Annotated in this window: 26 protein-coding genes; 3 read left to right on the top strand and 23 right to left on the bottom strand. The window is 54.4% G+C overall.

What is annotated here, in order from left to right; all coding sequences use genetic code 11:
* Positions 1-47: 47 nt before the first annotated feature.
* The 5 genes from FJV47_RS15745 to FJV47_RS15725 form a co-directional block, all read right to left on the bottom strand.
* The gene (locus FJV47_RS15745; RefSeq protein WP_159614638.1) at positions 48-794 is read right to left on the bottom strand and encodes a hypothetical protein; all 747 of its coding nucleotides are present in this window, start codon (positions 792-794) and stop codon (positions 48-50) included.
* Positions 795-804: 10 nt separating this feature from the next.
* On the bottom strand, positions 805-1503 hold the full coding sequence (locus tag FJV47_RS15740) for a hypothetical protein (RefSeq protein WP_159614636.1): 699 nt from the start codon (positions 1501-1503) through the stop codon (positions 805-807).
* Between the two features lie 138 nt (positions 1504-1641).
* Positions 1642-1899 (bottom strand): SIP domain-containing protein, encoded by a 258-nt coding sequence (locus tag FJV47_RS16815; protein WP_370515046.1) that lies wholly within the window; start codon positions 1897-1899, stop codon positions 1642-1644.
* A 20-nt stretch (positions 1900-1919) separates the two neighbouring features.
* A complete protein-coding gene (locus tag FJV47_RS15730; protein ID WP_159614632.1) occupies positions 1920-2162 on the bottom strand; it encodes a siderophore-interacting protein in 243 nt (80 codons plus the stop codon).
* A 95-nt stretch (positions 2163-2257) separates the two neighbouring features.
* Positions 2258-2497: an iron chelate uptake ABC transporter family permease subunit gene (locus FJV47_RS15725; protein ID WP_159614630.1), complete on the bottom strand. Its 240-nt coding sequence runs from the start codon at positions 2495-2497 to the stop codon at positions 2258-2260.
* Between the two features lie 210 nt (positions 2498-2707).
* Here FJV47_RS15725 and FJV47_RS15720 point away from each other — a divergent pair, with 210 nt between their 5' ends.
* A complete protein-coding gene (locus FJV47_RS15720; RefSeq protein WP_159614628.1) occupies positions 2708-2968 on the top strand; it encodes a hypothetical protein in 261 nt (86 codons plus the stop codon).
* 92 nt (positions 2969-3060) lie between these two features.
* On the opposite strand, the gene FJV47_RS15715 is transcribed toward FJV47_RS15720, so the two are convergent.
* The 8 genes from FJV47_RS15715 to FJV47_RS15680 all read right to left on the bottom strand — a co-directional run bounded on the left by FJV47_RS15715 (position 3061) and on the right by FJV47_RS15680 (position 10554).
* A complete protein-coding gene (locus FJV47_RS15715; RefSeq protein ID WP_235026500.1) occupies positions 3061-3957 on the bottom strand; it encodes a DUF4081 domain-containing GNAT family N-acetyltransferase in 897 nt (298 codons plus the stop codon).
* Positions 3911-5077, bottom strand: coding sequence for a flavodoxin-dependent (E)-4-hydroxy-3-methylbut-2-enyl-diphosphate synthase (ispG, locus tag FJV47_RS15710; RefSeq protein ID WP_159614626.1), 1167 nt, complete (start codon positions 5075-5077; stop codon positions 3911-3913). The genes FJV47_RS15715 and ispG overlap by 47 nt, the downstream gene beginning before the upstream one ends.
* 140 nt (positions 5078-5217) lie before the next feature.
* Entirely contained in the window at positions 5218-5772 is a 555-nt protein-coding gene (locus FJV47_RS15705) for an NAD(P)H-dependent oxidoreductase (protein ID WP_159614624.1), read from the bottom strand.
* Between the two features lie 120 nt (positions 5773-5892).
* Positions 5893-6315, bottom strand: a complete 423-nt coding sequence (arfB, locus tag FJV47_RS15700) for an alternative ribosome rescue aminoacyl-tRNA hydrolase ArfB (RefSeq protein WP_159614622.1) — start codon at positions 6313-6315, stop codon at positions 5893-5895.
* Between the two features lie 115 nt (positions 6316-6430).
* Positions 6431-6730 (bottom strand): YciI family protein, encoded by a 300-nt coding sequence (locus tag FJV47_RS15695; RefSeq protein ID WP_159614620.1) that lies wholly within the window; start codon positions 6728-6730, stop codon positions 6431-6433.
* A 23-nt stretch (positions 6731-6753) separates the two neighbouring features.
* Entirely contained in the window at positions 6754-8103 is a 1350-nt protein-coding gene (locus tag FJV47_RS15690) for an RIP metalloprotease (protein ID WP_159614618.1), read from the bottom strand.
* 2 nt (positions 8104-8105) lie between these two features.
* A complete protein-coding gene (gene dxr, locus FJV47_RS15685; RefSeq protein WP_159614915.1) occupies positions 8106-9293 on the bottom strand; it encodes a 1-deoxy-D-xylulose-5-phosphate reductoisomerase in 1188 nt (395 codons plus the stop codon).
* Between the two features lie 106 nt (positions 9294-9399).
* Positions 9400-10554, bottom strand: coding sequence for an acyl-CoA dehydrogenase family protein (locus FJV47_RS15680; protein ID WP_159614616.1), 1155 nt, complete (start codon positions 10552-10554; stop codon positions 9400-9402).
* Between the two features lie 213 nt (positions 10555-10767).
* Between FJV47_RS15680 and FJV47_RS15675 the strand changes: the two genes are divergently transcribed.
* Both FJV47_RS15675 and FJV47_RS15670 read left to right on the top strand, forming a co-directional pair.
* Positions 10768-11415, top strand: a complete 648-nt coding sequence (locus FJV47_RS15675) for a TetR/AcrR family transcriptional regulator (RefSeq protein ID WP_235026499.1) — start codon at positions 10768-10770, stop codon at positions 11413-11415.
* Positions 11416-11484: 69 nt separating this feature from the next.
* Complete coding sequence (locus tag FJV47_RS15670) at positions 11485-11946, top strand: GNAT family N-acetyltransferase (RefSeq protein ID WP_159614614.1); 462 nt, start codon at positions 11485-11487, stop codon at positions 11944-11946.
* 83 nt (positions 11947-12029) lie between these two features.
* On the opposite strand, the gene FJV47_RS15665 is transcribed toward FJV47_RS15670, so the two are convergent.
* From FJV47_RS15665 to FJV47_RS15620, 10 genes are all read right to left on the bottom strand, one after another.
* Entirely contained in the window at positions 12030-13721 is a 1692-nt protein-coding gene (locus FJV47_RS15665) for an ABC transporter ATP-binding protein (protein WP_159614612.1), read from the bottom strand.
* Positions 13718-14776, bottom strand: a complete 1059-nt coding sequence (locus FJV47_RS15660; RefSeq protein ID WP_159614610.1) for an ABC transporter permease — start codon at positions 14774-14776, stop codon at positions 13718-13720. The genes FJV47_RS15665 and FJV47_RS15660 overlap by 4 nt, the downstream gene beginning before the upstream one ends.
* A gap of 17 nt (positions 14777-14793) precedes the next feature.
* A complete protein-coding gene (locus FJV47_RS15655; RefSeq protein ID WP_159614609.1) occupies positions 14794-16311 on the bottom strand; it encodes an ABC transporter permease in 1518 nt (505 codons plus the stop codon).
* A gap of 140 nt (positions 16312-16451) precedes the next feature.
* Positions 16452-18251, bottom strand: a complete 1800-nt coding sequence (locus FJV47_RS15650) for an ABC transporter family substrate-binding protein (RefSeq protein WP_159614607.1) — start codon at positions 18249-18251, stop codon at positions 16452-16454.
* Between the two features lie 438 nt (positions 18252-18689).
* Positions 18690-20333, bottom strand: a complete 1644-nt coding sequence (locus FJV47_RS15645; protein WP_159614605.1) for an ABC transporter ATP-binding protein — start codon at positions 20331-20333, stop codon at positions 18690-18692.
* Between the two features lie 3 nt (positions 20334-20336).
* On the bottom strand, positions 20337-21317 hold the full coding sequence (locus FJV47_RS15640) for an ABC transporter permease (protein ID WP_235026512.1): 981 nt from the start codon (positions 21315-21317) through the stop codon (positions 20337-20339).
* A 34-nt stretch (positions 21318-21351) separates the two neighbouring features.
* Positions 21352-22278: an ABC transporter permease gene (locus FJV47_RS15635; protein WP_159614601.1), complete on the bottom strand. Its 927-nt coding sequence runs from the start codon at positions 22276-22278 to the stop codon at positions 21352-21354.
* Between the two features lie 185 nt (positions 22279-22463).
* Positions 22464-24095: an ABC transporter substrate-binding protein gene (locus FJV47_RS15630; RefSeq protein ID WP_159614599.1), complete on the bottom strand. Its 1632-nt coding sequence runs from the start codon at positions 24093-24095 to the stop codon at positions 22464-22466.
* 196 nt (positions 24096-24291) lie between these two features.
* Positions 24292-25593, bottom strand: a complete 1302-nt coding sequence (locus tag FJV47_RS15625) for a dihydrolipoamide acetyltransferase family protein (protein WP_159614597.1) — start codon at positions 25591-25593, stop codon at positions 24292-24294.
* On the bottom strand, positions 25593-26594 hold the full coding sequence (locus FJV47_RS15620; protein ID WP_159614595.1) for an alpha-ketoacid dehydrogenase subunit beta: 1002 nt from the start codon (positions 26592-26594) through the stop codon (positions 25593-25595). Before FJV47_RS15620 ends, FJV47_RS15625 begins: the two co-directional genes overlap by 1 nt.
* Position 26595 lies beyond the last annotated feature (1 nt).

Here is a 26595-nt window from a genome sequence, read left to right as displayed (position 1 = left end):
ATACCCAGTATTACACAACACGTTCGAAATAAAAGTAATTACCAGAACTATTGCACCGATTTGATTTCATCAAACGCTTGATCCGTCAGCTCTACAGCTTCGGTGGCAAGCTCGGCCGGTTGCATCGAACCGGTCTGCAGCGTAACCAGAACAAAATTGTTTCCGTCCATCGCTTGAACGGCGATTGAACTCAGCTTCTGTCCACCACCGGCATCGAGAATAGTGGACATGGTCAAAGCTTGTTCTGCTTTCACATTCATCGGCAAAATCTGACGTTGTGCAGTCAGATTTTCGCCATCTTGTTCAATCGTGACCTTGTCGCAGTCTGCAAGATCATCAAATGCCAAAGCATTCGAAATGTTCTTCTTGGTAGCTGCATCGGTCACTGAAAATATCTGGACCACCTTGCCCATTTGTTCCGAACTGCTAGTCGCCGTAGCCGCTACCGTTCCGGTGAGATCAGTTACCGAATACTTGGCGTTCAAATCTGCACACTTTTCCGGCTTAATGCCTGAAGGCGCAGTGGCGTCTTTGGCGGCCTTGAGTTGAGGTTGCATCTGTTCGTTGCCAATAACCTGTACCGATTGGTCGCTGGAAAGCAATTTTGAAGCCACACTTTTGACTTGTTCCGCGCTCAAGTTTTGCTGGTTTGTTAGGTTTTCGCTCGGGCTCTGGACCGAATCAGAGGATTGCGAGGAATCGCTAGTTTGTGACTGCTGGGATCCCTCAGAGCAACCGACCAAGGCCATGGAAGCCACCACGGTAACGAGCGACAGAATTCGAAGTTTGTTCATTAAGATTCCTCTAATTATTTCCTGACGGAGCTGTCGCCGAAACCTGACCTGCGTGCTGTAGTTCCCGCAACAAGTTGTTGATTATGCCAGTCGCAGATTCAATTTGCTCCGCTGTTTGAGTCTGAGTGACAGGCTGTTGGATTCCAATCAACACATTTGCATCAACGGAATGAACTACGAACTGTTGCTGAGACGTTGTTCCGTCACTGCTAGTGACTACGTAACTTTGGTCGTGCTCAGCATCAGAATTCAATTGTTGAGCAGCTAAGTGATAGGCACGAGATTTCCCGTCGGTGGCTACCGAATACCGGGAGCACTCGTTAAAGAGATCGTTCATCGCCGACCATTGCTTTTTCAAGACATCTGGGTTGTGAAAGATCGCAACCATGAGATAGCTGTCTTTAAGTTCCACCGCACCAAGCGTCGCTGTCCCTAGCTGCCCGCTCACTGGTTGAGCAAAAGTCACACCACATTTACTTGGTTTGATCTTTGCACTTTCGAGCCACTGTTGAGCTAGAGGGATGCTGGCGCGAAGCTTCTGATCTGAAAGCACCTTCGGGTTGTCTTCTGAAGAAGTAAATTGCGTCAAGATTCTTTGCAATTCGCTACTGTCGAGATTCACTGATTTTTTGGCGCTCGGTTCAGGGACAGGCTCTACCTGACTGCAGCCGCCCAGGAGCAAGGAACCCAGGAGCAAAGCAGCGCCCACCAGCTTCGCAGACCCGAAAACTCTAGCCACAAAATCTCCCATCCCTACGGTTCACTGCTCTCTAGAGTCTATGAGATCGTATCGGCTCCATTAAGAATGAGTCCTCCCGTATCTGAACCCGTTGAGCTACGTGCAGCACTAGGCCGACTTCCAATACCCGGTGAACTGAATGTTGTCTTTGTCGACTCCATAGTCCCGGATCAGCGTCCGTCGAAGCTCTCCGGCCCAGCTAGCCTCTCCCACAATCCAGATAAAAGTTGTTTCGGCTCTGCCCGTCTGCGCTAGTTCACTCGCCTCAATCAATTGTTCAGGCGAAGAATCAACATGGAGGATGGTGATTTTACGGCTCCCTGAATAATCAACCATTGAGGGAGGCGGGTTCGAGTCAATCAACACTTTATGCCCCGGCGTATTTCCTACTTCACGATGAAATCTGCTGACCGCTGGGCTCTGGCACGTTGAGACCACTGCGACGCTACCCCATGCTCATGCACTAAAAAATCCACACTCAAGCGACTATTTTCAGGATCCAAGGACTGAACTGTGTACTCGCGCGTGACGGATACTGCGGATTCATCCTCATCGTGAGAAACCGCCGCGGTTACTGATTCCACCGGGAAGCGCAGCACCAACGAGTCGTCGAAGTCATGAGAATTCATCGTTGATGAACCTCACCGCGTGAACCCGGAGTTGCGTCAGTCTCTTTGCATGGCAGTGTTGATCGCGAAGCTTAGTCCTTCGTCGTTCCATAGTTTCAGCCACCTACCCGCCCCGCCTGGATAACAGCCACAGGAATAAACCACCGCCAAAGACGATTGGTCACCATACCCACGGGCAGGACCACGGGCAGTGCATATTGAGCCACCAAGTCGCTGAGCATGAGCAGCATGCCACCGGTGAGCGCACAAACCACGAGATTGCGAGATCTGCTCATCGCGTAAGTAATATGCGGAGCAACCAGCGCAACAAAACCAATTGGACCGGCACAGATCACGGTCGCAAGCCAACTGGACCACTAGGACAACCCAGACTGCCACGCTGAGCCATGGAATTTCGACCCACCCTCTGCCCCGTAAAGATCCGACCAACCATGTCTGAGCCACTTGCGCAGACGGGACAAAAACCTGGGTCAACAGACAATTGTTCAGCACTGTGAACGGAACAGGCTCGCATCACCACCGCGGCAGTCGGTGAGAGCGACAAAATGGAAAACCTGATCTCCGATCTCGACGAACGCGCTCAGCAAGTTGGCGAAAAGATCGATGGCGACGTGGTCTTCTACACCAACTCAGGTGGGGATCCCAAAGCAACTACCATGGAGAAAGTCACCGGTCTATGGAAGTCCCTTGACTCCGTGAAAAATGAAAAACTCCACGAAGTTGCCGATGAAACTTGGATGGTTGGAATCGGAATTCTTGGAGCCAACAAGATCCTCGACGACGTAGAACAGATTCTCTCGAAGTAGAAGTCTAAGCACTACGAGTTCAGGGCGGGACAGGACCAGAAGGTCCTGTCCCGCCCTGAACTCGTTTGGCTAATTTGCTCAGTATTCCTGCGTTAGAACAAGATCGTCGCGAAGGTGCCAACCTGCTCAAAACCAATTCGTTGATAAGTTTTCAGTGCCGGCACGTTGAAGTCGTTGACGTAGAGACTTACAAGAGGCGCAAATCCCAATGCATACTGAACCGTAGAGCTCATATAGCCCGAGGCCAAGCCCAGCCCCCGGTATCGAGGGTTAACCCAGACTCCTTGGATTTGGACTACTTCATTGGTAACGGTTCCCAAATCAGCCTTGAAGATCACCTCGCCGTGGTCATCGCAGTCAATGACGGTATGCCCGTCACGAATCAGCTGACGCACCCGATTGCGGTAAAAGCTACCGCCATTTTCCAGAGGTGAATAGCCGAGCTCTTCTTCAAACATGGCAGCACTAGCAGGAAGCACCAGATCAAATTCGTGGATTTTCGCTGCTCGTATCGGGTTTCGTTCCACACCTTCGGGAAGCTTTGAGATGGTCAGCAACGGCTGATTTTCTCGCACGTCAAAGATCGATTGTGGGCCTTGGCGAAGTACATCGTGCATGGCCAAAACCGACTGAGCGGGCCCGAAGACCGAGGCAAAACGTTGCCGTGAATCCAAAGCATGGACAGCAACCTTTTGTGCTTGGTCTTCTGTCATAGCCGTTGGCGCAACATTGGCACCCATCCAGCACGCAGCGTTCAGCCCCTCATTACCGTCCAAACCCACGATATGCGCGAAGCCATCTGGAACGGCAGAACGATGCAGGGATACCTGCGAACGCGTAAAGATATTGACCACCGGGTCACGGTCGAGTAGCTCAATGAGGGCCGTCGTATCACGACGGCCCAGAGTCCGCGGCGCCGTCGCCTCGCCTCGTCGATTCTCCTTAGCTGACGGAGACCACGGGAGAACCCGAGGTAGGATTCTCGTCATCGCTTAGTCCCATTTCCTCAGCCAGGCGGTTAGCTTCTTCAATCAGAGTCTCAACGATCTGATCCTCGGCAACGGTCTTGATGACTTCGCCCTTGACGAAAATCTGTCCCTTGCCGTTGCCTGATGCTACACCAAGGTCAGCGTCGCGCGCTTCACCGGGTCCGTTGACGACACAGCCCATGACCGCAACTCGCAGCGGAGCCTTCATTCCTTCAAGCCCTGCGGTGACCTGCTCAGCCAAGGTGTAAACATCCACCTGAGCGCGTCCACACGATGGGCAAGAAACGATATCGAGCTTGCGAGGACGCAGGTTCAGCGATTCCAGAATCTGGTTGCCAACCTTAACTTCCTCAACAGGAGGCGCTGAGAGCGATACGCGGATGGTGTCGCCGATGCCCTTGGAGAGCAAAGCACCAAATGCGGTAGCGGACTTGATAGTGCCCTGGAAGGCAGGACCCGCCTCAGTTACACCCAAGTGCAGTGGCCAGTCACCACGTTCTGCCAGAAGTTCATATGCTCGAACCATGATCACTGGGTCATTGTGCTTGACCGAAATCTTGAAGTCATGGAATCCGTGCTCTTCGAACAAGGAAGCTTCCCAAACGGCCGACTCAACCAAAGCTTCAGGAGTAGCCTTGCCGTACTTTTGCAGAAGGCGGCGGTCCAAGGAACCGGCGTTGACTCCGATACGGATCGAAGTGCCGTGGTCCTTGGCCGCCTGAGCGATTTCCTTGACCTGGTCGTCGAACTGGCGGATATTGCCCGGATTCACACGCACAGCGCCACAACCGGCTTCAATCGCAGCAAAGACGTACTTTGGCTGGAAGTGAATATCGGCGATCACTGGGATCTGCGATTTCATCGCGATGATCTTCAGCGCTTCTGCGTCTTTATCCGTAGGGCACGCAACACGAACGATATCGCAACCAGCCGCGGTCAACTCAGCGATCTGCTGCAGCGTTGCATTGATGTCGTGAGTCTTGGTGGTCGTCATCGACTGAACCGAAATCGGTGAATCGGAACCGACGCCCACAGAACCAACCTGGAACTGACGGGTCTTTCGACGTGGGGTAAGGACCGGCGGTGGGCCTGCCGGCATGCCTAGGCTGACCGAAGTCAATGGACGCCTCCGAGTAAATTGTGGATAAATCTCTTAGTCCAAGTATGTCACCGTATTTAGGTGAGCGGGTACTGATGCGAGAAAGGCCACGGGGAACCCGTGGCCTCTCGAAGAGTCTTGCGCGGTTCTACCAAAGAGAACTAGTTTGCCTCTGCGATTTCTTTGATGGCCTTTAGAACGCCAGCAACCTGCTCGGCAACCTCAACGTCATCCTTTGGGTGAAGTTCAGCGAAGCGGACAACGGAGTTAGGGATTGCCAACTTGACGTCTTCAAGCACCTTGGCGCCAGCGATATTCAGGGCCTTGCGAGCTTCATCTTGAGCCCACACGCCACCGTACTGACCGAAGGCGGTACCAACAACCACGGTTGGAAGACCCGAAACGGCGCCTGCACCGAATGGGCGCGACAGCCAGTCAATCGCATTCTTCAACACGGCTGGCATGGTTCCGTTGTACTCAGGGGTAACCAAGATCAGCGCATCTGCATCGCCAGCTGCATCACGAAGGCTCTGAGCTGCTGCTGGAACAGTGCCTTCAACGTCGAGATCCTCATTGTAGAAAGGGATAGTCTCCAGACCGCTAAAGACCGAAACTTCCACGCCTTCTGGAGCGTGGTGGGATGTGGCTTCAGCCAGCTGCGCGTTGGTTGAACCGTTACGCAGGGATCCAACGAGGGTGAGAACCTTTGTAGCCATGGGTGTGCTCCTAAAAGACAAAAGAGAAAAGAAGCTGACGCTTCATCTACTTTTAACTATGGTTGAGCGCACGCAATTATGCGAAACTTTGTGTCGCACGTCATGTCATGCTTTGTCACATCAATCCCGCCCGGGTTTGCGACGCAACTGCTTGGTGACCGAGCGGTTAGTTTTCGCTGTGATCCTACGCCGCACAGAGCCCTTCGTCGGCTTGGTAGCTTTTCGTTTCGGTGCATCTGGCGCCAACGCCTTGGCTATTAGCTGGGCCAGTTTGTCCATGGCAATTTGCCGGTTACGCCACTGCGAGCGCTCCTGCGAGGCTCGAATCACCACCGCTCCGGACACCAGCTTCGACGATAGCTTCTGAAGGAGTCGCTCACGCTGCCACGCCGTAAGCGCACGGGAAGACGCAACCACCCAGGAAAGCTCAACCCGCGAATCAGAAGTATTAACGTGTTGGCCGCCGGGACCAGTTGAGCGGCTGAAATTCCACGACAGCTCCGAGCTTGGAATCACCAAGGAATCAGTTACGTGCAGATCCATGATCAATGCCTCCTTTCCTGCTTAGCGAGATATCGCCTTGGGAATAAGGGCTCAAAAGGTAAAAAGCCCTCGCTCTCCGTTTACAGGAGCGCGAGGGCTTAGCATACCAACGAGCTTAGGAAGAGAATTCCTTCAAGAGACCGGTCACTGGATTCCATTCGGTAATCTTGGTCCCTGCCAAAGCACCGGACTTGTTGAACGGGTCGTTGGCAAGCACTTCTTCAAGGGCCGACTGTGACCGAGCAGCGATGATCAACAGAGCGCCGTCTGCTGCGGGGGTTGGGCCCGACGCCAAAACGCGAACTGGGCCTTCGTTCAGGAAGCCACCAAGGTATTCACGGTGGGCGGGGCGATGCTCGTTGCGTAAGTCAACGGAGTCTTGTGCATACACGTATTCAACAGCAAAAACAGTCATAGCTACACCTTATTTCTCTTGGACTAGAACAGCTGTATTGGCTTGAAGATGTCTGCATATATTAAGAGACCACCCATGAGCAGCATGGCTACCACGACCACATACGTCAGCGGCAACAGCTTGACCGTATCGACGGGTTTCACGTTTTTCAGCTTGAAGATTCGCGCAAACAAGCGCTTTATACCGTCATACAGTGCACCCACCACGTGGCCGCCGTCCAAAGGCAACAGTGGAATCAAATTGAAGGCGAACAACGCTAGGTTCAGTCCCCCGACCAATGAGAGTAAGGTCGCGAACTTATCAGTTACGGAAATTGAATCTTCCGCACTAATCTCCCCCGCAATTCGTCCGACGCCCACAATGGACACCGGACCGTTGGGGTCTCGTTGCTCGCTACCAAATGCCGCCTGAGCAACGTCCACCATACGCTGTGGCAAATGCAGGATGACGTTGCCGATGCTTAGCAGTTGATCACCAATCACTGCGGGCACTGCACTCAAGGGCTGCGTCATGTCTTTTTGCAAAGAACTCATGCCAACAAATCCAACCTTGGTCATGATCGTGTTGCCTTGATCATCAGTGAGGGCATAACCCTTGTCATCCGTAGCCGGACGATCGGTCAGATATGGGGTCAAAGTTGTGCTGTGGCTGACCCCATCGCGCTGGTAGTCCAAGGTAATGGGCTTGCCCGGATTGACCCTAATGACATCGGTGAGCTTGTTCCATTGGTCCTCTGCCACTGCGTTGCCATTCACGGAGGTGATGGTATCGCCCGGGAGTAGACCAGCTGCATACGCGGGCGCAGGCTCATCCTTGTCGGTGCATTGCTTTTGATCCGCGTTCTGCGCAGTGGCAATGCACTGATATACCTCGGAGACCGTGGTACTCGGCGTAGCTTGGCCGAAGCTGGTGAGCACGATGGCAATGACCACAAACCCAATGATCAGGTTCATCAGCGGGCCGCCGAGCATGATGATCACACGCTTGTAGACCGGCAACTGATAAAACAGGCGGCCTTCGTCGCTGGGCAATACATTTTCGTTGGCCTGCGACCTAGCATCATCAACCATCTGGCCAAAGACTTTTTGGAACAGGCCGGGTTTCTTACCAGGCTGGCCATCGGCGGTTTTTGCCCTAGGTGGGTACATTCCAACCATGGATATGTAGCCACCCAGTGGCAGAGCCTTAATGCCGTACTGCGTCTCGCCCCGCTTGAACGAGACCAAGGTCTTGCCAAAACCAATCATGTACTGCGGCACTCGCAGCTTAAAGAGCTTGGCCGGAACCAGATGCCCGATCTCGTGCAAGGCGATGGACAATCCAACGGCCACCAACATAAAGAGGATGCCAGCAATAAACAGGATCACGCTCATGCTTAGGCACCCACGATCTTTGTAGCGTGGGCACGCGCCCAGCGGTCGGTTTCCAGAACGGCTTCAACACTCAACTGAGCATTAACCGGAGTGTAGTTGTTCAATACGCGCTCAATGGTTTCTACGATGTCAGTGAATTTGATCTTGCCCTCGTGGAAAGCATCAACGGCAACTTCGTTGGCAGCGTTATAAACCGCCATATGAGTTCCTGAAGCAGCGGCCGCTTGCTTAGCTAATTTGACGGCGAAGAACACATCCTGATCTAACGGTTCAAATGTCCAGCTGGCGCTCTGCGAGAAATCGCAAGGGGTCGCTGCACCGGCTACACGATGCGGCCAGTTGATCCCTAAAGCGATGGGCAGTCGCATATCTGGGGGTGAGGCCTGAGCGATCACCGACCCATCGATGAACTCGACCATCGAATGAATGATCGATTGACGGTGAACTACTGGCTCGATTTTCTCCAGCGGTACATCAAAGAGCAAGTGTGCTTCTATAACTTCTAGCGCCTTATTGACCATAGTTGCCGAGTTGGTGGTCACCATTCGACCCATATCCCAGGTTGGGTGAGCTAGAGCCTGGGATGGGGTGACTTCACGCAGCTGGTCATAGCTGTAGCCGAAGAACGGTCCACCTGACGCGGTGACTAGAAGCTTGGCCACTTCTTCCGGAGCGCCCGAGCGAAGAGCCTGGGCAAGGGCCGAGTGTTCAGAATCTACAGGTGAGATCTGTCCCGGGGCTGCGATTTGCTTGACGACTTGACCGCCAATGATCAATGACTCTTTGTTTGCCAGGGCGAGCAGGTGTCCGGCTTCCAGGGCCGCAATTGTTGGTGCCAAACCGATAGCTCCGGTAATGCCGTTGAGCACTACGTCGGCGTCTGCATATCCGGCGACTATGGTGGCCGCTTGTTCTCCAGCTACAAGCTCCGGTTCATAACCAGTCACACAGGCATCGCTGGCGGCCTGCTTAATCGCGGCGGCCAGCTCATCGGTTGACTCTGTAGCGCAGCCAACGAGCGCGGGGCGAAAGCGCACGGCTTGCTGGGCGAGCAGTTCAAGGTTGTAGCCGCCTGAAATAGCGGCAACACTGAATTTCTCAGGCGTCTGACTAATTACGTCTAGCCCTTGGGTTCCGATCGAACCAGTAGAACCAATGAGGCTAACTCGGCGTATCTGCTCGGCCGGAATGAAAGTATTTTGGGAGCTCACTCATCCATTATGGTTCGTTTATCTGTGAGCGCCCAAAGCGCGCCACGCGGTGTGTATGGCGTGACGCGCGATCGGCGAGATTGGCTTAAAGGCCCAGGCTTCGTGCGATCAGCATCTGCTGCACCTGGGTGGTCCCTTCGCCAATTTCCAAGATCTTAGAATCGCGGTAGTGTCGGGCCACCAAGGTTTCATTCATGAAACCGTAACCGCCAAAGATCTGGGTGGCATCTCGGGCGTTATCCATGGCCGCCTCACTGGCTACGAGCTTGGCATGAGCCGCTTCAATTTTGAAGTCCTTGCCGGCCAACATCTTGGCTGCTGCCGCGTAGTAGGCCAGTCGTGCGGTGTGGGCGCGCGAGGCCATGCGGGCGATCATGAATGAAATGCCCTGATTGGTACCAATCGCGTTGCCGAAGGTCGTTCGGGTTTTGGCGTACTTCACGGCTTCATCCAAACATCCCTGCGCAGCACCGGTTGCCAAAGCCGCAATCGCAATACGTCCTTCATCGAGGATCTCTAGGAAGTAGGCATATCCTCTTCCGCGCTCGCCTAAGAGATTCTCTTCTGGCACTCGAACCGAGTCGAAACTTAGCGGATGGGTATCACTAGCATGCCAACCCACCTTGTTGTAAGCCTTCTGCGCGGTGAATCCTGGCGTGCCGGTGGGCACGATAATGGCGGAAATTTCTTTTTTGCCGGTCCCTTGGTCAACTCCGGTCACGGCTGTGGCAGTGACGTGCGAAGTGATATCGGTGCCAGAGTTGGTGATGAATTCCTTGGCCCCGTCGATGACCCATTGGCCATCATCTAGTGTTGCTTTGGTCAGCGCTGCCGATGCATCCGAACCCGCTCCAGGTTCCGTGAGACCAAATCCGGCAAGACGTTCGCCGGTGGCCAACGGTTGGAGCCATTTTTGCTTCTGTTCCTCGTTGCCGAATCGATAGATCGGCATAGCACCCAGGGACACACCCGCTTCTAGGGTAATGGCTACCGATTGATCGACCTTGCCCAATTCTTCTAGCGCCAGCGCTAGATGGAAGTAGTCTCCGCCCGAGCCGCCATATTCTTCAGAAATCGGCAGACCAAATAATCCCATCTGACCCATTTGTTTCACGATGTCATAGGGGAAAGAATGATTAGCGTCGTTCTCGGCGCTCTGCGGGGCAACCACTTCTTGGGCAAATTCTCGGACCATGCTTACCAGGTCTTGGTATTGATCATCGAGTTCGAGGTTAATCATCAGACTCTCTCTTCGTTGAGGGACGTTGTCCGTGCAGTGGACCGCATGCTTATTTGATCTCACTCACGATCGATTATTGCGATCGATGAGCGCAGGTCTTGGAAGCACACTGTGTGACGCGTATGGTTAATACTTGTTAACTGATTGCTGCCTACCGATGGGTAAACAGCTTCATTTTTGACAGTAGTGGCACGGGTCACACTTGTCCAGAGTATGGCGCGACGTCGTGAGGAGATGATGGTGATGGCCGGTAGATACCAGGCTCTCAACGAACCAACAGACCGCGAACGCGCCAAAGCTGAACGACGAGAAGCCCTGTTGCGCGAAGCCACTCGCCTCTTTGCCCAGCATGGCTATGCCGGAGTTTCGCTTGAAGATCTCGGAGCGGCCTGCGGCATTTCCGGTCCCGCTGTTTACCGCCACTTCGCCGGCAAGCAGGCCGTTCTCATTGCCCTATTGGTAGACATGTCCAAAGACATCTACGCCGGTGGTCAAAAGGCTTGCGAAGCAGGCGGAACGGCACTAGAAGTTCTCTCTCGCCTAGTGGACTTCCACACCGATTTTTCTCTGGCTCGCCCAGATATTCTGCAGGTTCAGGACCGGGATTTGAAGTCTCTACCAACAGCGGAACTGGCGCTGGTGCGAAAGCTTCAAAACTCCTACATAGCGTTGTGGACTAACGAACTTGCCAAACTACACCCCACAGGATCAAAGCAGTCCCACCGTTTCCGCGCCCATGCAGTCTTTGGCCTATTGAACTCCACAGCTCATTCGGCGCACTCCCCAAGAACTAAAAAGTCTGGTCTTAAGCCACTTTTGTCCAATATGGCTCTCGCTGCGCTCACATCCCCGGTAGTGTAGTTCCCAAGCCATTGTTCCGCAGCGTTCCGAAAACGGCATGCTGACCTACCCGATTGAAAGGCCTTTATCGTGCAGCTACGTGAAGTCCGCCCTTCCGACTTGGACGCATTCTTTGCTCACCAGCAAGAACCCGAGGCGAACCTCATGGCCGCCTACCAGGCCCGTAACCCAGCGGACCGTGCGGTGTTCGACCACCACTGGAACTCGATCTTGAACGATCCTAGCGTCCTAGTTCGCACCATCGAAGACGATGGTGAAGTTGTCGGATCGATCTTGGTATTTGATGGCGAGAGCCCAGAAATCAACTTCTGGACTTCCACCAAGTACTGGGGCAAAGGAATCACCACCAGCGCGGTGGATGCTTTCCTTGCCGAATACACCAAGCGTCCACTGACCGCCCATGTGGTGCAGGACAATCTTGGTTCTATCAAGGTACTTGAACGCCGTGGTTTCAAGACCATCGGCACCGAGCAGATCTTCTCGAACGCCCGTGCTGAGGTTGTAACCGAGAACGTCATGCAGCTGGACTAGAACTAAAGTCTGCGACACAGCGGATATTAGACAGGGAGCTGACCAGTTTGGTCAGCTCCCTTCGTCATTGTCTGGTGTTTCAGTTACTTCGTCTTATTCAGCACCCGCCACGCATCACGACGTACCGCCTGCGCGTGTGGATCCGGCACAGGTGCTGCCGCCAACAAACGCTTGGTGTAATCATGGGTTGGCGCATGCAAAACGTTCTTCACCATGCCCTGCTCCACGGCCTTACCCGACCGCATCACCACTACCGCATCCGCCAGCATGTCCACCACAGCAAGGTCGTGACTGACAAAGAGGCAAGCAAAGTTGAAGTCGCGTTGCAGCTCCTGGATCATCTCCAGCACCACTGCCTGCACCGAAACATCCAACGCACTGGTTGGCTCATCAGCAATCAGTAGCTCAGGGTTCAAAGTCAGCGCACGAGCGATGCAAATACGCTGACGCTGACCGCCGGAGAGCTCATGTGGGTAACGGTTGATCACGTTGCGAGGAAGTTTAACCGCATCGAGCAGCTCTTCTGCACGCTTGATACGCGAGGCCTTGGTGCCTACCTTGTGCACCACCATGGGTTCGGTAATGCATTCGCCAATCGGGAAGCGCGGGTTCAGCGAGGCCGCAGGATCCTGGAAGATGACGCCGATCTGCTTGCGCACCACGCGAGCCTGCTTGGGCGAGAGCTTGGGCAGATTATGCCCCTTGACTGACAGTGAACCTTCAGCCACCGGCAACAGTCCGATCACTGCCTTGGCAATGGTGGACTTGCCCGACCCGGACTCCCCCACAATGCCAAGTACTTCGCCCTTGGCCACATCAAAGCTCACGCCTTCAACAGCTCGGAAAATCTTGCCACGCATATTGTATTCAAGGACAAGGTCTTTGGCCTCGAGCACCAGTTCACGACCGGCCGGAGCAGTCTGGGCGCTATGAGGCTCGTTTTCCGCGGTGATCGAAGCCGACGATAGGCGAGGCACGGCGGCCAGCAGCCGCTGGGTGTATGGATGCTGTGGGTGCAACAACACCTGATCGACGCGGCCGGTTTCCACCAAGCTGCCTTGGAACATGACCGCCACTTGATCCGCCATATCGGCGACCACACCCATATTGTGCGTGATCAACAGGATGCCGGTGTTCAGCCGATCCTTGAGCTCACGCAAAAGGTCCAGAATTTCGGCCTGAACGGTCACATCCAACGCCGTGGTCGGCTCATCAGCGATGATGACCTTGGGATCGCAGGAAATCGCCATGGCGATCACAATGCGCTGACGCTGACCACCGGAGAACTGGTGCGGGTATTGCTTGATGCGCTTATCTGGCTCCGGGATCCCCACCATCTCCAACAGTTCGATCGCACGCTGAGTGGCGGCCTTACCGTAGGCCAAACCGTGAAGCTCCAATGCTTCGGTCAACTGCCGTTCAATGGTCAGCACCGGGTTCAGGGCGGTCATTGGTTCCTGGAAGACCATCGCGATGTCGGTGGCGCGCATCTTGCGCATCTTGCCTTGCTCCAGACCAACAACGTTGACGTTGCCGATCTTGGCCTCGCCGCTGATATTGGCGTTTGAAGGAAGTAGGCCCATGGCCGCGGTAGACGTCACGGACTTTCCTGAGCCGGATTCACCCACTAGGGCAACTACCTCGCCGGGGCGCACAGCCAAGGACAGACCCTTGACCGCGTGGACCAATGGACCGGAGGTTTCGAAAGTGACCTTCAGGTCGTTGAAGCTCAGTGCGTACTCACCGGCGTTATTCTCTGGTGCTACGTGGCTCATGGCTTCTCCTTACGAGTTGGAAGGGCAAACAGACCAGCACGAGGGCGACGGCGCTTGCCACTTTGGCGTGGGTCAAACGCATCGCGCAGCCCGTCGCCAAGGAAGTTTACAGACAGGGCAATGACCACAATGATCATGCCCGGCCACCAGAACAGCCACGGCCTGGTCAAGAACGCGTTTTGGTACTGGCTGATTAGCAGACCCAGCGAAGATTCCGGTGGTTGCACACCAAAGCCGAGGAAGGAGAGCGAGGATTCAAGCAGAATTGCCCCGGCAATCGCGAAGGTGGCGTTCACGACGATCACGCCGATGGTATTGGGCAACAGGTGCTTAAAGATGACTCGCGAAGTGCGCGAGCCCATGGCTTGGGCTGCCGACACATATTCGCGTTCGCGCAGAGAGAGGATCTCACCACGCACCAGACGGGCTAGACCGGTCCAAGTGACCAGACCGAGCACCAATGCTAGGGCGAAGATCGATCCCGAGCTACGTCCGGCAATTTGACCTAGGACAGCAGCTAGAACCAACAGTGGGATCACGATGAACAGGTCAGTGATGCGCATCAGCACTTCATCAACCCAGCCGCGGAAGTAGCCGGCGACTGCGCCGATCACCGCACCAAGGAAGGTGGCCACCGCACCGACCACGACACCAATAATGATGGACTTCTGTGCACCGTTCATCACCAGCGCGAAGTAGTCCTTGCCTACCGAGTCTTGGCCGAAAGGATGATCACCAATGGTAATGCCCGATCCCCCGAGCCAGGTGGGGATCAGCGAAAGGGTCGGCTTGCCACCGTTGACCACGGATCCTGCATCCAGGTAGCTCAGCTTCCACCATCCTGGGATGGGTCCAAAGCCCACGGAGGTGAACGCAATGACGGTAATCACCACAAGAATTACCGAGGAGATCATGGCAGGCTTGTGCTTGAGGAATCGTTCAAGAACGATCTTTGATTGGCTTTTTGATTGTTCTGTCGCGGCTGCTAGTTTCGCGTCCTCGACTTCAGCGATTGAGGTCAGGTCCTGCGGAATTTTTCCGTTTAAGTTACTCATCGATTGTCCTTATTTCCCTAGACCCGGATCCGCGGATCAAGCAGCGCGTAAACGATATCGGCCAGCAGGTTGAAGAGCACCGCTGCGGTACCGGTAACCAAGAAGAAGGCCATGACTGGTGCCGGGTCTACTGCGTGCAGACCGGTGCTGAACATGTCGCCCATGCCTTTCCAGCCAAAGACCGTTTCGGTGACCACAGCGCCACCGATCAGTCCTGCGAAGTCAAAGGCCGCGATAGTGGCAATCGGGATCAGTGCGTTGCGGAACGCGTGGCGGAAGATCACGGTGCGTTCACTCAGTCCTTTGGAACGTGCAGTGCGGATGTAATCCTGCTGCTGCACTTCAAGCATCGAGGAGCGGGTGTAACGCGAGTAGCTGGCCAAGGAGATGATGGTCAGCACGATGGTTGGCAGTAAAAGCTGCGTTGCGTTGTCCAAGAGGCTATCCCAGAACCCTCCGCCAAGGTTTGCGGTGGAGGAACCGATCGTACCGATTGGGCGACCCTTGAGCTCAAGGAAACCAGGCCATGCACGGAAGATATGATCCAGCACTGTCAGTCCTGCACCAACGACACCCACCAGCACCGAAACCCCGGAAGCGAGCTTGGAAAGGCGTCCCCCCATAAATTTGCCGATAAGTCCGGGGATAAGCACGGCCAGAACCAGGCCGATCAACAAGATCCAGGTGTTGGCATCCTTAAGTAACCAGAAGGTTGCGTAGTACATCACGAGTACTAGGACCGCGGTGATCAATGCGGGATAGAGAACCTTCTTCTCCTTTAGACCCACGCTCATCGCGGTGGCCGAGAGCGCGAGCAACACAGTGAGCACAACGATGATGGCCGGCCCCATTTGGGGGTATCGATAGAAATTCAACCAGACGCTGTACTGCAGCAAGAGTGGCACGAAAATCGCGGTGATGATGAAAGTCAGCCCTCGGCGTTTGAGCGAACCAGCCAGCAGCATCTGCAAGACAATACCGGCAACAACGCCTATCAGGATGCTGGTACCGATGGAAATTTGGGGGTCTTCGAGCCAGTTGTTGTAGCCGATGGCCATGAATTCCTTGAGTAATACGGCGGCCCAGAAGACAGGAAGGGAGAAGAACAGGAAGGTCAAGAACGTCACCAGGTAGTCCAAACCCGAATACTGACGAACTGCAGTCAGAACACCGATCGCGATGCCAAGCACGGCCGCGATCACCGTGGCCAACAGTACCAAACGTAAGGTCGAGGATGCCGCGTTGGCCAGCAAGCCGCTGACCTCAACACCGTTGATATTTCGGCCTAGGTCGCAAGAACCGGCAAAGCATTTGCCTACTCCGCCCAGCCACGTCAGGTACCTCAGGTACCACGGCTGTTCTAGGTTCATGTACTCGATGCGTTGTTGCATCAGGTACTCGCGGTTGTCGGCGTTACTTTCGCGCAGGTCTCCCAACGGGTCGCCAGCGTTGATAACCAAGATGTAGAGCAGCAGGGAGGCGCCGAGTAGTACGCCGACCGCCGATCCCAGTCTCTTGAGAATGAACTTCAACACGGTTCTAATGTCCTCTTTCTTCTCACCTGTTTGCGTAAGTGCCACCCGGTGCTGGTGTTGGACACACCGCGGGGCCCGATGTTGATCGGGCCCCGCAGGCGCTCACAGTTAGTGTTAGCAGCTAGATTGCCCTCGGGGGCTTACTCAGCGCGCTGCCACTGTTCTGCATTCCAAACGATGCCACTCTGGGTAGCAGTGTGACGGACATTCTGGATATCGGAACCCGAAGCGCTCAAACCTGGGTGCGCGAAGACTGGGATCCCATACAGGTCGTCCCACAACAGCTTCTCGATAACTTTGGTCTGCTCAGCGTGAACTGCTGGATCCATCGAGGTTGCCAGCTTGGTCCATGCCTCGTCTACAGCCTTATTCGAGTACTTGCCGTAGTTCTGTGGCTTGCCGGTGGAGTAAATGTTCTGGCCGGAAGTGATCTGGCCGGAACCTGACCATGCGAACAGCGCAACTTCGTAGTCGCCACGCTCCTGGGTACCGCCCGGTGCGAAGAACTTAGCGTCACCAGAATCCTTGATTTTGAAACCAGCCTTGTCACAAGAGGACTTGATGGCAGCAACTTCGTTGGTACGACGCTCGTTCGGAGCAGAGTAACCGATACGGATCTCGGTGCCAACAGCATCCTGTTCTTCAAGGATCTTCTTGGCGCCGTCGATATCTACCTGATCGTAGCGACCGTCATAGGCCGAGTCGACTACTTCCTTGTAGTTGTCCTGCACTGGGAAGACTTCGCGTGCGTTCATGACCACTGCCTCTGGGTTCAGCGGCTTGACCAGGTTGTCAACAATTTCCTGACGTGGAACGCACATGGCGAATGCCTTGCGCAGTTCCAGGTTGGTCATCTCGTTGCCCTTGGCAAAGTTGAAGTCCAGGTGCTCCCAGGTCAGGGTATCGCCCTGCTGGATGTTCACCGCATTACCCAAGCCCTGCAACTGCGCCAGCGTATCAACGGTTGGCTGAGGAGAGATGACATCAACGTCTTTGTTCTGCAACGCCTGAACCATACCGGTGTCAGCCAAGAAGCGGAAGTTCAGTTTCTTGGTGGCAGGCTTAACGCCATAGTAGTTTTCGTTAGCGGTCAGGGTGACCGACTCGCCGGCCTTCCAGGACTCTAGCTTGTACGGGCCGGATACTGGCATGTCGGCTTCGTCTGGCAACGTACCTGGCTTGGTCATCCAACCGTCGTTCCAGAACTTGGCTGCCTTTTCCAGCTTCTTTGAATCGCCGTCCTGGATGGCCTTAACCAACTCTTCGGTGCTCAGGCCGCCCTTTTTAGCAACCACGTGCGCTGGGTGGGAGAGCCAAGTCTGTAGCTGCCAGTCTGGATCTGGATCCTTGAAGGTGACGGTGAACTCTTTGCCATCGGCTGCGCCTTCTGGGCCCTTAGGCACGGTGTCGCCCAAGTCGGTGGAGACCGAGTTAAACAAAGGCTTATCTTTGGAACCGCTGTTCAGGTTGAGGTTCTGGGTACCCCATGCCAGAACTGCATCGGCTACGGTGATGGGGGTTCCATCGGACCACTTGGCTTCGTCCTTGATGGTGTACTTGATGGTCAGTGGATCATCGCTGACCTTTTCGTAGGAACCCAGATCTTCATTCTGGTAAACGGTTCCATCGGTGCCCATGTAGTAGAAGCTTGCAAACAAGCGGTCTACGATGGCCGAGTTGTAGGTCGAGTAGGTCTGTGGGGTGAGGCCGTTGTAGCTGATGAACTCAGGAGCTCCGACGGTCACCTTGAGGGTGTCGTCTTTGGTGGTAACGTCACCCAGATCAGCCAGACCGGAGTTGGTGACTTCGGCGCCACCGTTGGCTTCGGTGCTCTTCTTGGTTTCTGAAGAAGAATCGCTTCCGCCTGGGGCACATGCAGAAAGTGCCAATGCCAGGGCTGCGCCTACAACAACCGCTTTCGAAACGCGCTGATACCGCATTTCGCCTCCTTGAGTTCGTGATGATACGAGTTGTGAACCGGTGTGATTCATTGTGGACCAAGTCACATGACCGATCCATTGAGGAATACACTAACCTGAATTTTCTGGCTTGGATAGAGAAAGATTCGCTTCACATCTCATCCACCGCTCCGTTCTTGCGATCTATTCGCAACGAGGTTGTTACGGGCGAGTATGAGCGATCTGCGCCACATCCGCGAGATTTCAAGGATTTCTTTCACATTGGGAAAATCCAATCAGAACACCGGTGTTACGAGTATGTTTCATGGATGGGTTTATAACGGTTTTGCAACATTTGCTTCAGTTTGAAAAAATCTGAAATATTCGTTGAATATGACGAAGTATGCACCGTCGGTTAAGCACCAAGGGCCGCTGAAACCTTTCGGTTTCAGCGGCCCTTGGTGCCGTCACTAACGCAAGTTAGATCAGCGAAGCACCTGGAATAGCACCCAATAGGTTTCGGGTGTACTGACTCTTAGGAGCTGCGAAGATCTGATCAGCAGTCCCCTGCTCAACGATCTTGCCTCGTTCCATCACGCAAACGTTATCGGCGATCTGTCGGACCACAGCCAAGTCGTGGGTGATGAACAAGTAGGTCAAACCCATTTCACGTTGCAGTTCGTCCAAAAGCTCCAGCACCTGCGCCTGAACGAGTACGTCCAACGCCGATACTGCCTCGTCACAAACGATCATCTCGGGCTGCAACGCTAGCGCGCGAGCAATGGCAATACGCTGACGCTGGCCACCAGAGAGTTCATTCGGGAAGCGATGCATGGTCGAAGCGGGCATGGAAACCTGATCAAGCAGCTCCGCAACCTTCTTCTGGCGCGATGCTGAATTGCCAATACCGTGAATGCGTAGTGGCTCTTCAATGGTTCGGTAAATCGAGTACATCGGGTCCAAAGATCCGTAAGGATCCTGGAAAATCGGCTGTACACGACGGCGGTACTTGAACAGTTTCTTCTCGTTCAGGTTACCGATTTGCTCACCGTCAAAGGTGATCTCCCCGCTGGTCTTATCCAGCAGGTTCAGCACCATCTGAGCGATGGTGGACTTACCCGAACCAGATTCACCCACTACTGCAGTCGTGGTGCCCTTGGGGATTTCGAAGGAAGCATTGTCCACCGCGGTGAACTTTTCTTTACGACCGAATCCCTTGCGGATATCAAAGACCTTGGTCAGGTTGCTGATCTTCAGTAGCGGCTCAGCCTTACCCGGGACGATCTCATCAACGATGGCTTCGTGTTTGTCTCCACGCTGTGCAGACAAGGACGGAGCGGAACTGATCAGACGCTTGGTGTAGGGGTGCTGCGGGTTGCGTAGGATATCTAGCGCCGGGCCGTATTCAACAACGCGCCCCTTGTACATCACGACAACTTTTTCAGCACGCTCTGCTGCCAAGCCGAGGTCGTGGGTGATCAGCAGAACGGCGGTGCCCAGCTCGCTGGTCATCGTGTCCAGATGATCGAGGATCTGCTGCTGAACAGTCACGTCCAACGCACTGGTTGGCTCATCAGCAATCAGCAAGCGCGGACGGCAGGCCAGACCAATAGCAATCAGGGCACGCTGGCGCATACCACCGGAGAATTCATGCGGGTATTGATTCGCACGCGCCTCCGGGTTGGGCAAGCCAGCGTCAGCCAGAATCTGCGACACTCGTTGCTTGGGGTTATCCCCTGCCAGTCCGTTTGCTTTGAGGGTTTCCTTAACCTGGAAACCAATCTTCCAAACAGGGTTCAAGTTGGACATCGGATCCTGTGGAACCATGCCAATATGATTTCCGCGAAGCTCAACAAAGCGCTTTTCGCTGGCATGCGAAATATCTTCGCCGTCAAAGAGAATCTGGCCTCCGGAGACCGAACCATTGCCGGCCAACAGACCGATAGCGGCCAGCGCCGAGGTCGATTTACCTGACCCCGATTCGCCCACGATCGCCACGGTCTCCCCTGGCATCACTGTAAAGTTTGCATCGCGCACTGCATGCACTGGTCCATCAGGAGTGGAGAAGGTAATTGCCAAGTCCTTGATTTCCAGCAACGGCTTAGGTGTTGCGGTTTCAGTCATTGCCTAGGCTCCCTTCCGGGCCTTGGGATCCAGTGCGTCACGCACTGCGTCACCGAGCATGATGAAGCTCAAAACTGTTACCGACAGGAACAGCGCTGGCCACATCAACATCATTGGATTACTACGAAGTTGCTGCTGTGCCAGAGAGATATCGTTGCCCCAGCTCATAACTTCACCGGGCAACCCTACACCCAAGAATGACAGGGTAGCTTCCGCCACGATGTACACGCCGAGGTTCACTGTTGCGACAACAATGATTGGAGCTAACGAGTTAGGTAGTACGTGCTTGACCAGCGACTTGAACTTTGAGAGCCCCAAAGCTCGTGAAGCTTTGACATAGTCAGCGTCTCGCGCTTCGATTACGGCACCACGGGTGATCCGGGCCAGCTGAGGCCAACCGAAGATTGCCAACGTGACAATAACCGTCCACACACTGCGGTTTTCGCGGAATGCAGGAAGCTGCATGACGATGATTGCGCCAAGGATCAGTGGCAGTGCGAAGAAGATATCGCCCAGACGAGCCAAGATGGCATCGATCCAGCCGCCGTAGAATCCAGCCAATGCGCCCAGCGCACCGCCGAGGATCACAACAATAAGGGTTGTGAAGACTCCCACCAGCAACGAAGCACGCGTACCGTAGATGACTCGCGCGTAGACATCGCAGCCCTGCAGGTTGAAGCCCATGATGTGCCCAGGACGACCCGGTTCATTTGAGTACTCCAGCTGACAAGCGTTCTGCCCATTGGGATCGATCGAGGTGAACAGTTGGGGGAAGGCCGCAACGACAATGACCGCAAGAATCATGATCGCAGAGATGATGAACAGTGGCTGCTTGCGCAGCGAACGCCAAGCTTCGGCCCACATTGATAGTGGCTTACCGGTTTCCTTGACCGAGTCCACTGCCTGCAAGGGCGTTTCCTCCAGCGGAGCAACATAGTGGTCGATCTTGTATTTGGAAACCTTACCGGCACGAACCTTGCTCATTTGCAGGCCGTCTTCCGGATTAAAGTTTTGATTCTCAGGCATAACGGATCCTTGGGTCAAGCAGTGCGTACAGCATATCTACAACCAGGTTGGCGACGACGAAGACGATAACCAAAACACCGACGACTGCAACAACGGTCGGTGTTTCGCCCTTCTGAATTGCTTGATAGAGCAAATGGCCCACACCAGGAACGTTGAAGATACCTTCGGTGACAATCGCGCCACCCATCAGGCCACCGAGATCGGCGCCGAGGAAGGTCACAACTGGAATCAGCGAGTTACGCAGGATGTGTACGGTAATGACACGACGACGGCTCAAGCCCTTGGCCGTCGCGGTACGTACAAAGTCGGCGCTCTTGTTCTCGATCACCGAAGTACGGGTCAAGCGAACAACATAGGCCAATGAGACGAGACCAAGTACGAGAGCTGGGAGGAAGAGTTCGCCCCAGGTCGCGGACCCGGAAACCGTTGGTTTCACCAGATCAAGCTTCACACCAACAACAAACTGCAATACGAAGCCCAGAACGAAGGTTGGAACTGCGATAACGATCAGCGATGCAATGAGGATGGTTGAGTCGAACCACTTGCCCTTGCGCATACCGGCGATAACACCAAAGATGATGCCGAAGATGCCCTCGATGAGTAGCGCGAGAATCGCTAGTCGTGCAGTTACTGGGAATGCCCTACCCAACATGGCCGAGACTTCCTGACCTGAGAACGAGGTTCCGAGGTCGAAAGTCAGCAGGTTTTTCAGGTATAACCCGTACTGAACCCAGAAGGGCTTATCCAAGTTGTATTGTGCTTCCAAAGCAGCGCGGGTTGCGTCAGACATTGGCTTTCCACCGGACAACGCTTCAATCGGATTACCCGGGGTGGCAAATACCAAGAAGTAGACAAGCAAGGTTGCGCCAATAAAGACTGGAATCAGCTGCGCGATTCGTTTGAGCATGAAACTTAACATGCGTGCATCTCACCTCGAGATGCCGGAGGGCACATGGCCATTATTTCCCTCTTTCCGTCGATAATTAACTCGACGTTTATTTTTGGGAGGCAGATCAACACGCCAAAGGGAGACCCACTTATAGCAGGGTCTCCCTCGACGTGCCTTTCAGCTATTTTAGGACTTGACCAGTCCGAAAGCTGAAATTACTTACCAGTGACTTCGTTGTACAGTGGAACACCGTTCCAGCCGAACTCAACGTTGGAAACGTTTGTGCTCCAACCGCCCTGAACAGCTTGGTACCACAGTGGAATTGCTGGAAGATCCTTGAACAGAATCTCCTGTGCCTCGTTGAAGGTCTTTGCGCCCTCTGCTGGGTCCGTTGCTGCTAGGCCCTTGGCCAGTGCATCGTCGAATTCCTTGCTGGAGTACTTGCCATCGTTCGAACCTGCGCCGGTGCCGAATAGTGGGCCCAGGAAGTTGTAGAGCGATGGGTAGTCAGCCTGCCAGCCGGTACGGAAGCTACCGGTCATGGTGTAGGCAGTGACCTTGGCGCGTAGTTCCTTGAAGGAGCTGAACGACTGAGCGCTAGCCTTGATGCCCAAGTTGTTCTTCAGCTGGTTAACAACTGCCTCAACAAATTCCTTGTTGCCGGCACCATCAACGTTGTAGCCAACGGTGAATTCCTTGTCGGCATCCCACTTGCTGATCTTGTCAGCCTCAGCCCACAGCTTCTTAGCCTCATCACCATCGAAGTTCAGTACGTCGCTACCAGGTAGCGAATCGCTGTAACCTTCGAGCACTGGTGCGGTGAAGTCCTTAGCGATTGACTTGCCACCCTGGTACACCTTGTCGATGATCAGCTGACGGTCAATAGCCTTGGAAATTGCAGCACGACGTAGGTTGCCCTCTTCGTCTTGCTTGAAGTGGTCCAAGTAGCTTGGAATGGTGATGGTCGCGTTACCAGCGTATGGCGAGTTGACCGAGTTTTCGCCCAAGTCATCCTGGTAGGAAGCGAGCTGTCCTGGAGGAATCTGGTCGAGCACGTCCAAGTTACCGGACTGCAGATCAGAGTAGGCAGAATCGGTGGACTGGTAAACCTTGAAGTCAATGCCACCGTTAGCGGCCTTACGAGGGCCGTCATACTTGTCGTTGACGTCCATCTTCAGGTTGACGTCGTGATTCCACTCGGTCAGCTTGTATGGACCGTTGCCAACTGGCTTTTCGCCGAAGGCCTTAGGATCCTCGAATGCTGCCTCAGGCAACGGCATGAATGCGGTGTAGCCCAGACGCAACGGGAAGTCAGACTCAGGCTGAGCCAGCTTAACGGTGAAGGTGGTGTCATCGACAACCTTCAGACCCGACATCTTGTCTTCCTTGGACTTCTCGGCACTTACCTTGTCGTAGCCCTCGATGGACTCGAAGAAGTAGGAGTTCAGCTGAGCGTTCTTGGCTGCGGCACCGAAGTTCCAAGCGTCCACGAACGAAGCAGCAGTTACCGGGGAACCGTCGGAGAAAGTCTGACCAGACTTGATCTTGATGGTGTAGTTCTGTGAATCCTTGGATTCAATGGACTCTGCGAGTTCATTGACTGGTTTACCCTTTGCGTCATAGCTGACCAAACCCGTGAAGAGCAGGTCCATGACACGACCGCCACCAACTTCGTTGGTGTTAGCTGGTAAAAGACCATTCTGCGGTTCGGTGGTGTTAGCGGTGACGACGTAGGAGCCGTCCCCTTCACCGCTGGCGGAATCACTTGAACCGCCTCCACAAGCCGACAGGGTCAGTGCCAAGGCTGCTGAAAGAACGACAGCCTTAGATGCGTGCGAGTATCGCATCTTATTTCTCCTCAACATAAGGTTGCTGCTTCTGCGTTTCGCAGAGCCGTGCGCGTGAGCGTGAGCTATAGCACGTAGTGAATGAGATTACATCAAAAATTGCGAAACAACCAATGAATATTCATGAAAGCAATGCTTGAAATCCATTTAGTCGTTCGTTGAACAATATTCTTACCGAGTCAACTCTTGTTCAGTCTCAAATAAAAATATTCATCATTGCGGGGTCATGTAAAACAGTTCCGACACTTGAGAGGAACTCGCTTGCTTCTTTGCCATCGACCACTCTGTGATCGAAGGACAAGGCCAGCGTCATGGTATGGCGAAGCGCTACTTCATCTTGATACTCCCAAGGCCGTCGCTTCACTTGGCCTAGTGCCAAAATGCCCGCCTGACCCGGTGGCAAAATCGGCGTACCGGCATCAACACTAAACACACCAACATTCGTAATCGAGAAAGTGCCACCGGTCAGTTGTGCTGGAGACAGCGTTCCGGCCCGCCCCTGCTCAATAATTTGACTCAGAGCTGAAGCGAGTTGAGCCAATGGCATCCCTTGAGCTTCCTTAAGCACCGGGACCAGCAATCCACGATCGCTAGCAACCGCCATGCCAAGATTCACAGAACCAAACTCAATGATCTCGTCTGCCCCCTCATCCCAGGTGGAGTTCAGCGACCGGTGAGTCTGCAACAATCGGCTAACAACCAATACCGTCAGCGTAGTGATATTCAGCTTCACGTCCTTCATCAAGGGATGCGAACGCAAGCGCTGAACCAACTCCATCGATTCGGTGACATCGATGGTTAAGAACTCGGTGGCGTGTGGTGCGGTAAAAGCAGAAGCCACCATGGCCTTGGCAGTAGCTCGGCGTACCGCGGTGATCTTCACATGTCGATCGCCGGTTCCAGGAGCAGTGAGCGGTTGGGGCCTGGACAACTCAGTTACCTGGCCACCAGCATCTATTGCTTGCTGAACGTCTCTGCGCAGCACCAGACCATCCTCGCCGCTTCCGGCGAGCGCCGAAATATCCACTCCGTGATCTCGGGCGAGCTTTCGCACCGGAGGAGTGCAACGAGTCACCGAACGTTGAACGCTCGCGTGGTTGGAAGCAACCGGGGCGGCACTAGACCGTGAGTTTCGCACCTTGCGCTGGGGTCGGGCACCGGTAGACGCAGGAGCACCATAACCAACGAGCGTAGGGGTGCGCTGCGCTCCCGCTGCTTCATTTGGCTTTCCAGTCTCAGGTGAGCTTTGAGTGTTGACCTGATCACCGAAGGTAACAAGTGGCCCACCTACCTGCACTACTTGTCCTTGCTCAGCGTGGATTTGCTGCACTACTCCGGCAAACGGCGAGGGAAGTTCGACAACGGCCTTGGCGGTCTCCACCTCTGCAATCACCTGGTTTAAGGCCACGTGCTCGCCCACTTTGATTTTCCAGTTCAACACCTCAGATTCGGTCAGGCCCTCTCCAAGATCTGGAAGCTTAAAAGTCTGATCTGTCATCACTTGGCAGCTCCTTCGGTAGCCTCATGGTGGTTCATGACGGTATCTACCGCATGCATCACCCGATCAAGGTCAGGTAAATGATGGCTTTCGAGTCGGGAAGGAGGATAGGGAATATCGAACCCGGTGACTCGCAACGGCGCATGCTCCAGGTAATCAAAACAGCGTTCGGTAATCTCGGCACAGATCTCTGCGCCAAGGCCGGCCGTTCGGCTAGCCTCGTGGACTACTACGAGCTTGCCGGTGTGTTGCACCGATTGCGCGATGGTATCCATATCCAGCGGATCCAGGCTACGCAGATCAATCACTTCTAGGCTGATGCCTTCGTCCTCGGCGGCTAGTGCGGCTTCGGACAAGGTGTAGGTGGTCGGCCCATATCCCACGACCGTCACATCCTTACCTTCTCGAAGTACTTTCGCCTTAGGTGATGCATCTGGGTGCACTTCACCGAGCTGAACATCAGTCTTCTCGTGATATCGACGTTTTGGTTCAAAGAAGATCACTGGATCATCACAGGTAATGGCCTGACGGAGCATTGCGTAGGCATCTTCCACACTGGAGGGCGCAAATACGCGAAGCCCTGCAGTGTGTGCAAAGTAGGCTTCCGGTGATTCCGAGTGATGCTCAGGAGAACCGATGCCGCCGCCATAAGGAATACGCACGGTCACCGGCATCTTCACTCGGCCCCGCGAACGGTAATGCAATTTGGCCAACTGCGAGACCAGCTGATCAAAAGCAGGATAGGTGAAGCCATCAAATTGGATCTCCACCACCGGGCGGTAACCTCGGTAGGCCAAGCCAATGGCAGTTCCCACAATTCCCGATTCGGCTAGCGGTGTATCCACAACACGGTGTTCACCGAACTCTGCTTTGAGCCCGTCGGTGACCCTGAAGACACCACCTAGGGTTCCGATATCCTCACCGAGCAAGATGACTTTTTCATCATCGCTCAGCGCATCGTGTAGAGACTTGTTTAATGCTTTGAGCATGGTGGTTGCCATG

It is taken from the genome of Glutamicibacter sp. JC586, from assembly GCF_009805585.1.
GTDB lineage: Bacteria > Actinomycetota > Actinomycetes > Actinomycetales > Micrococcaceae > Glutamicibacter.
Note: the sequence above shows the minus strand (reverse complement) of the source record. Positions and strands in the feature narration are given on the sequence as shown.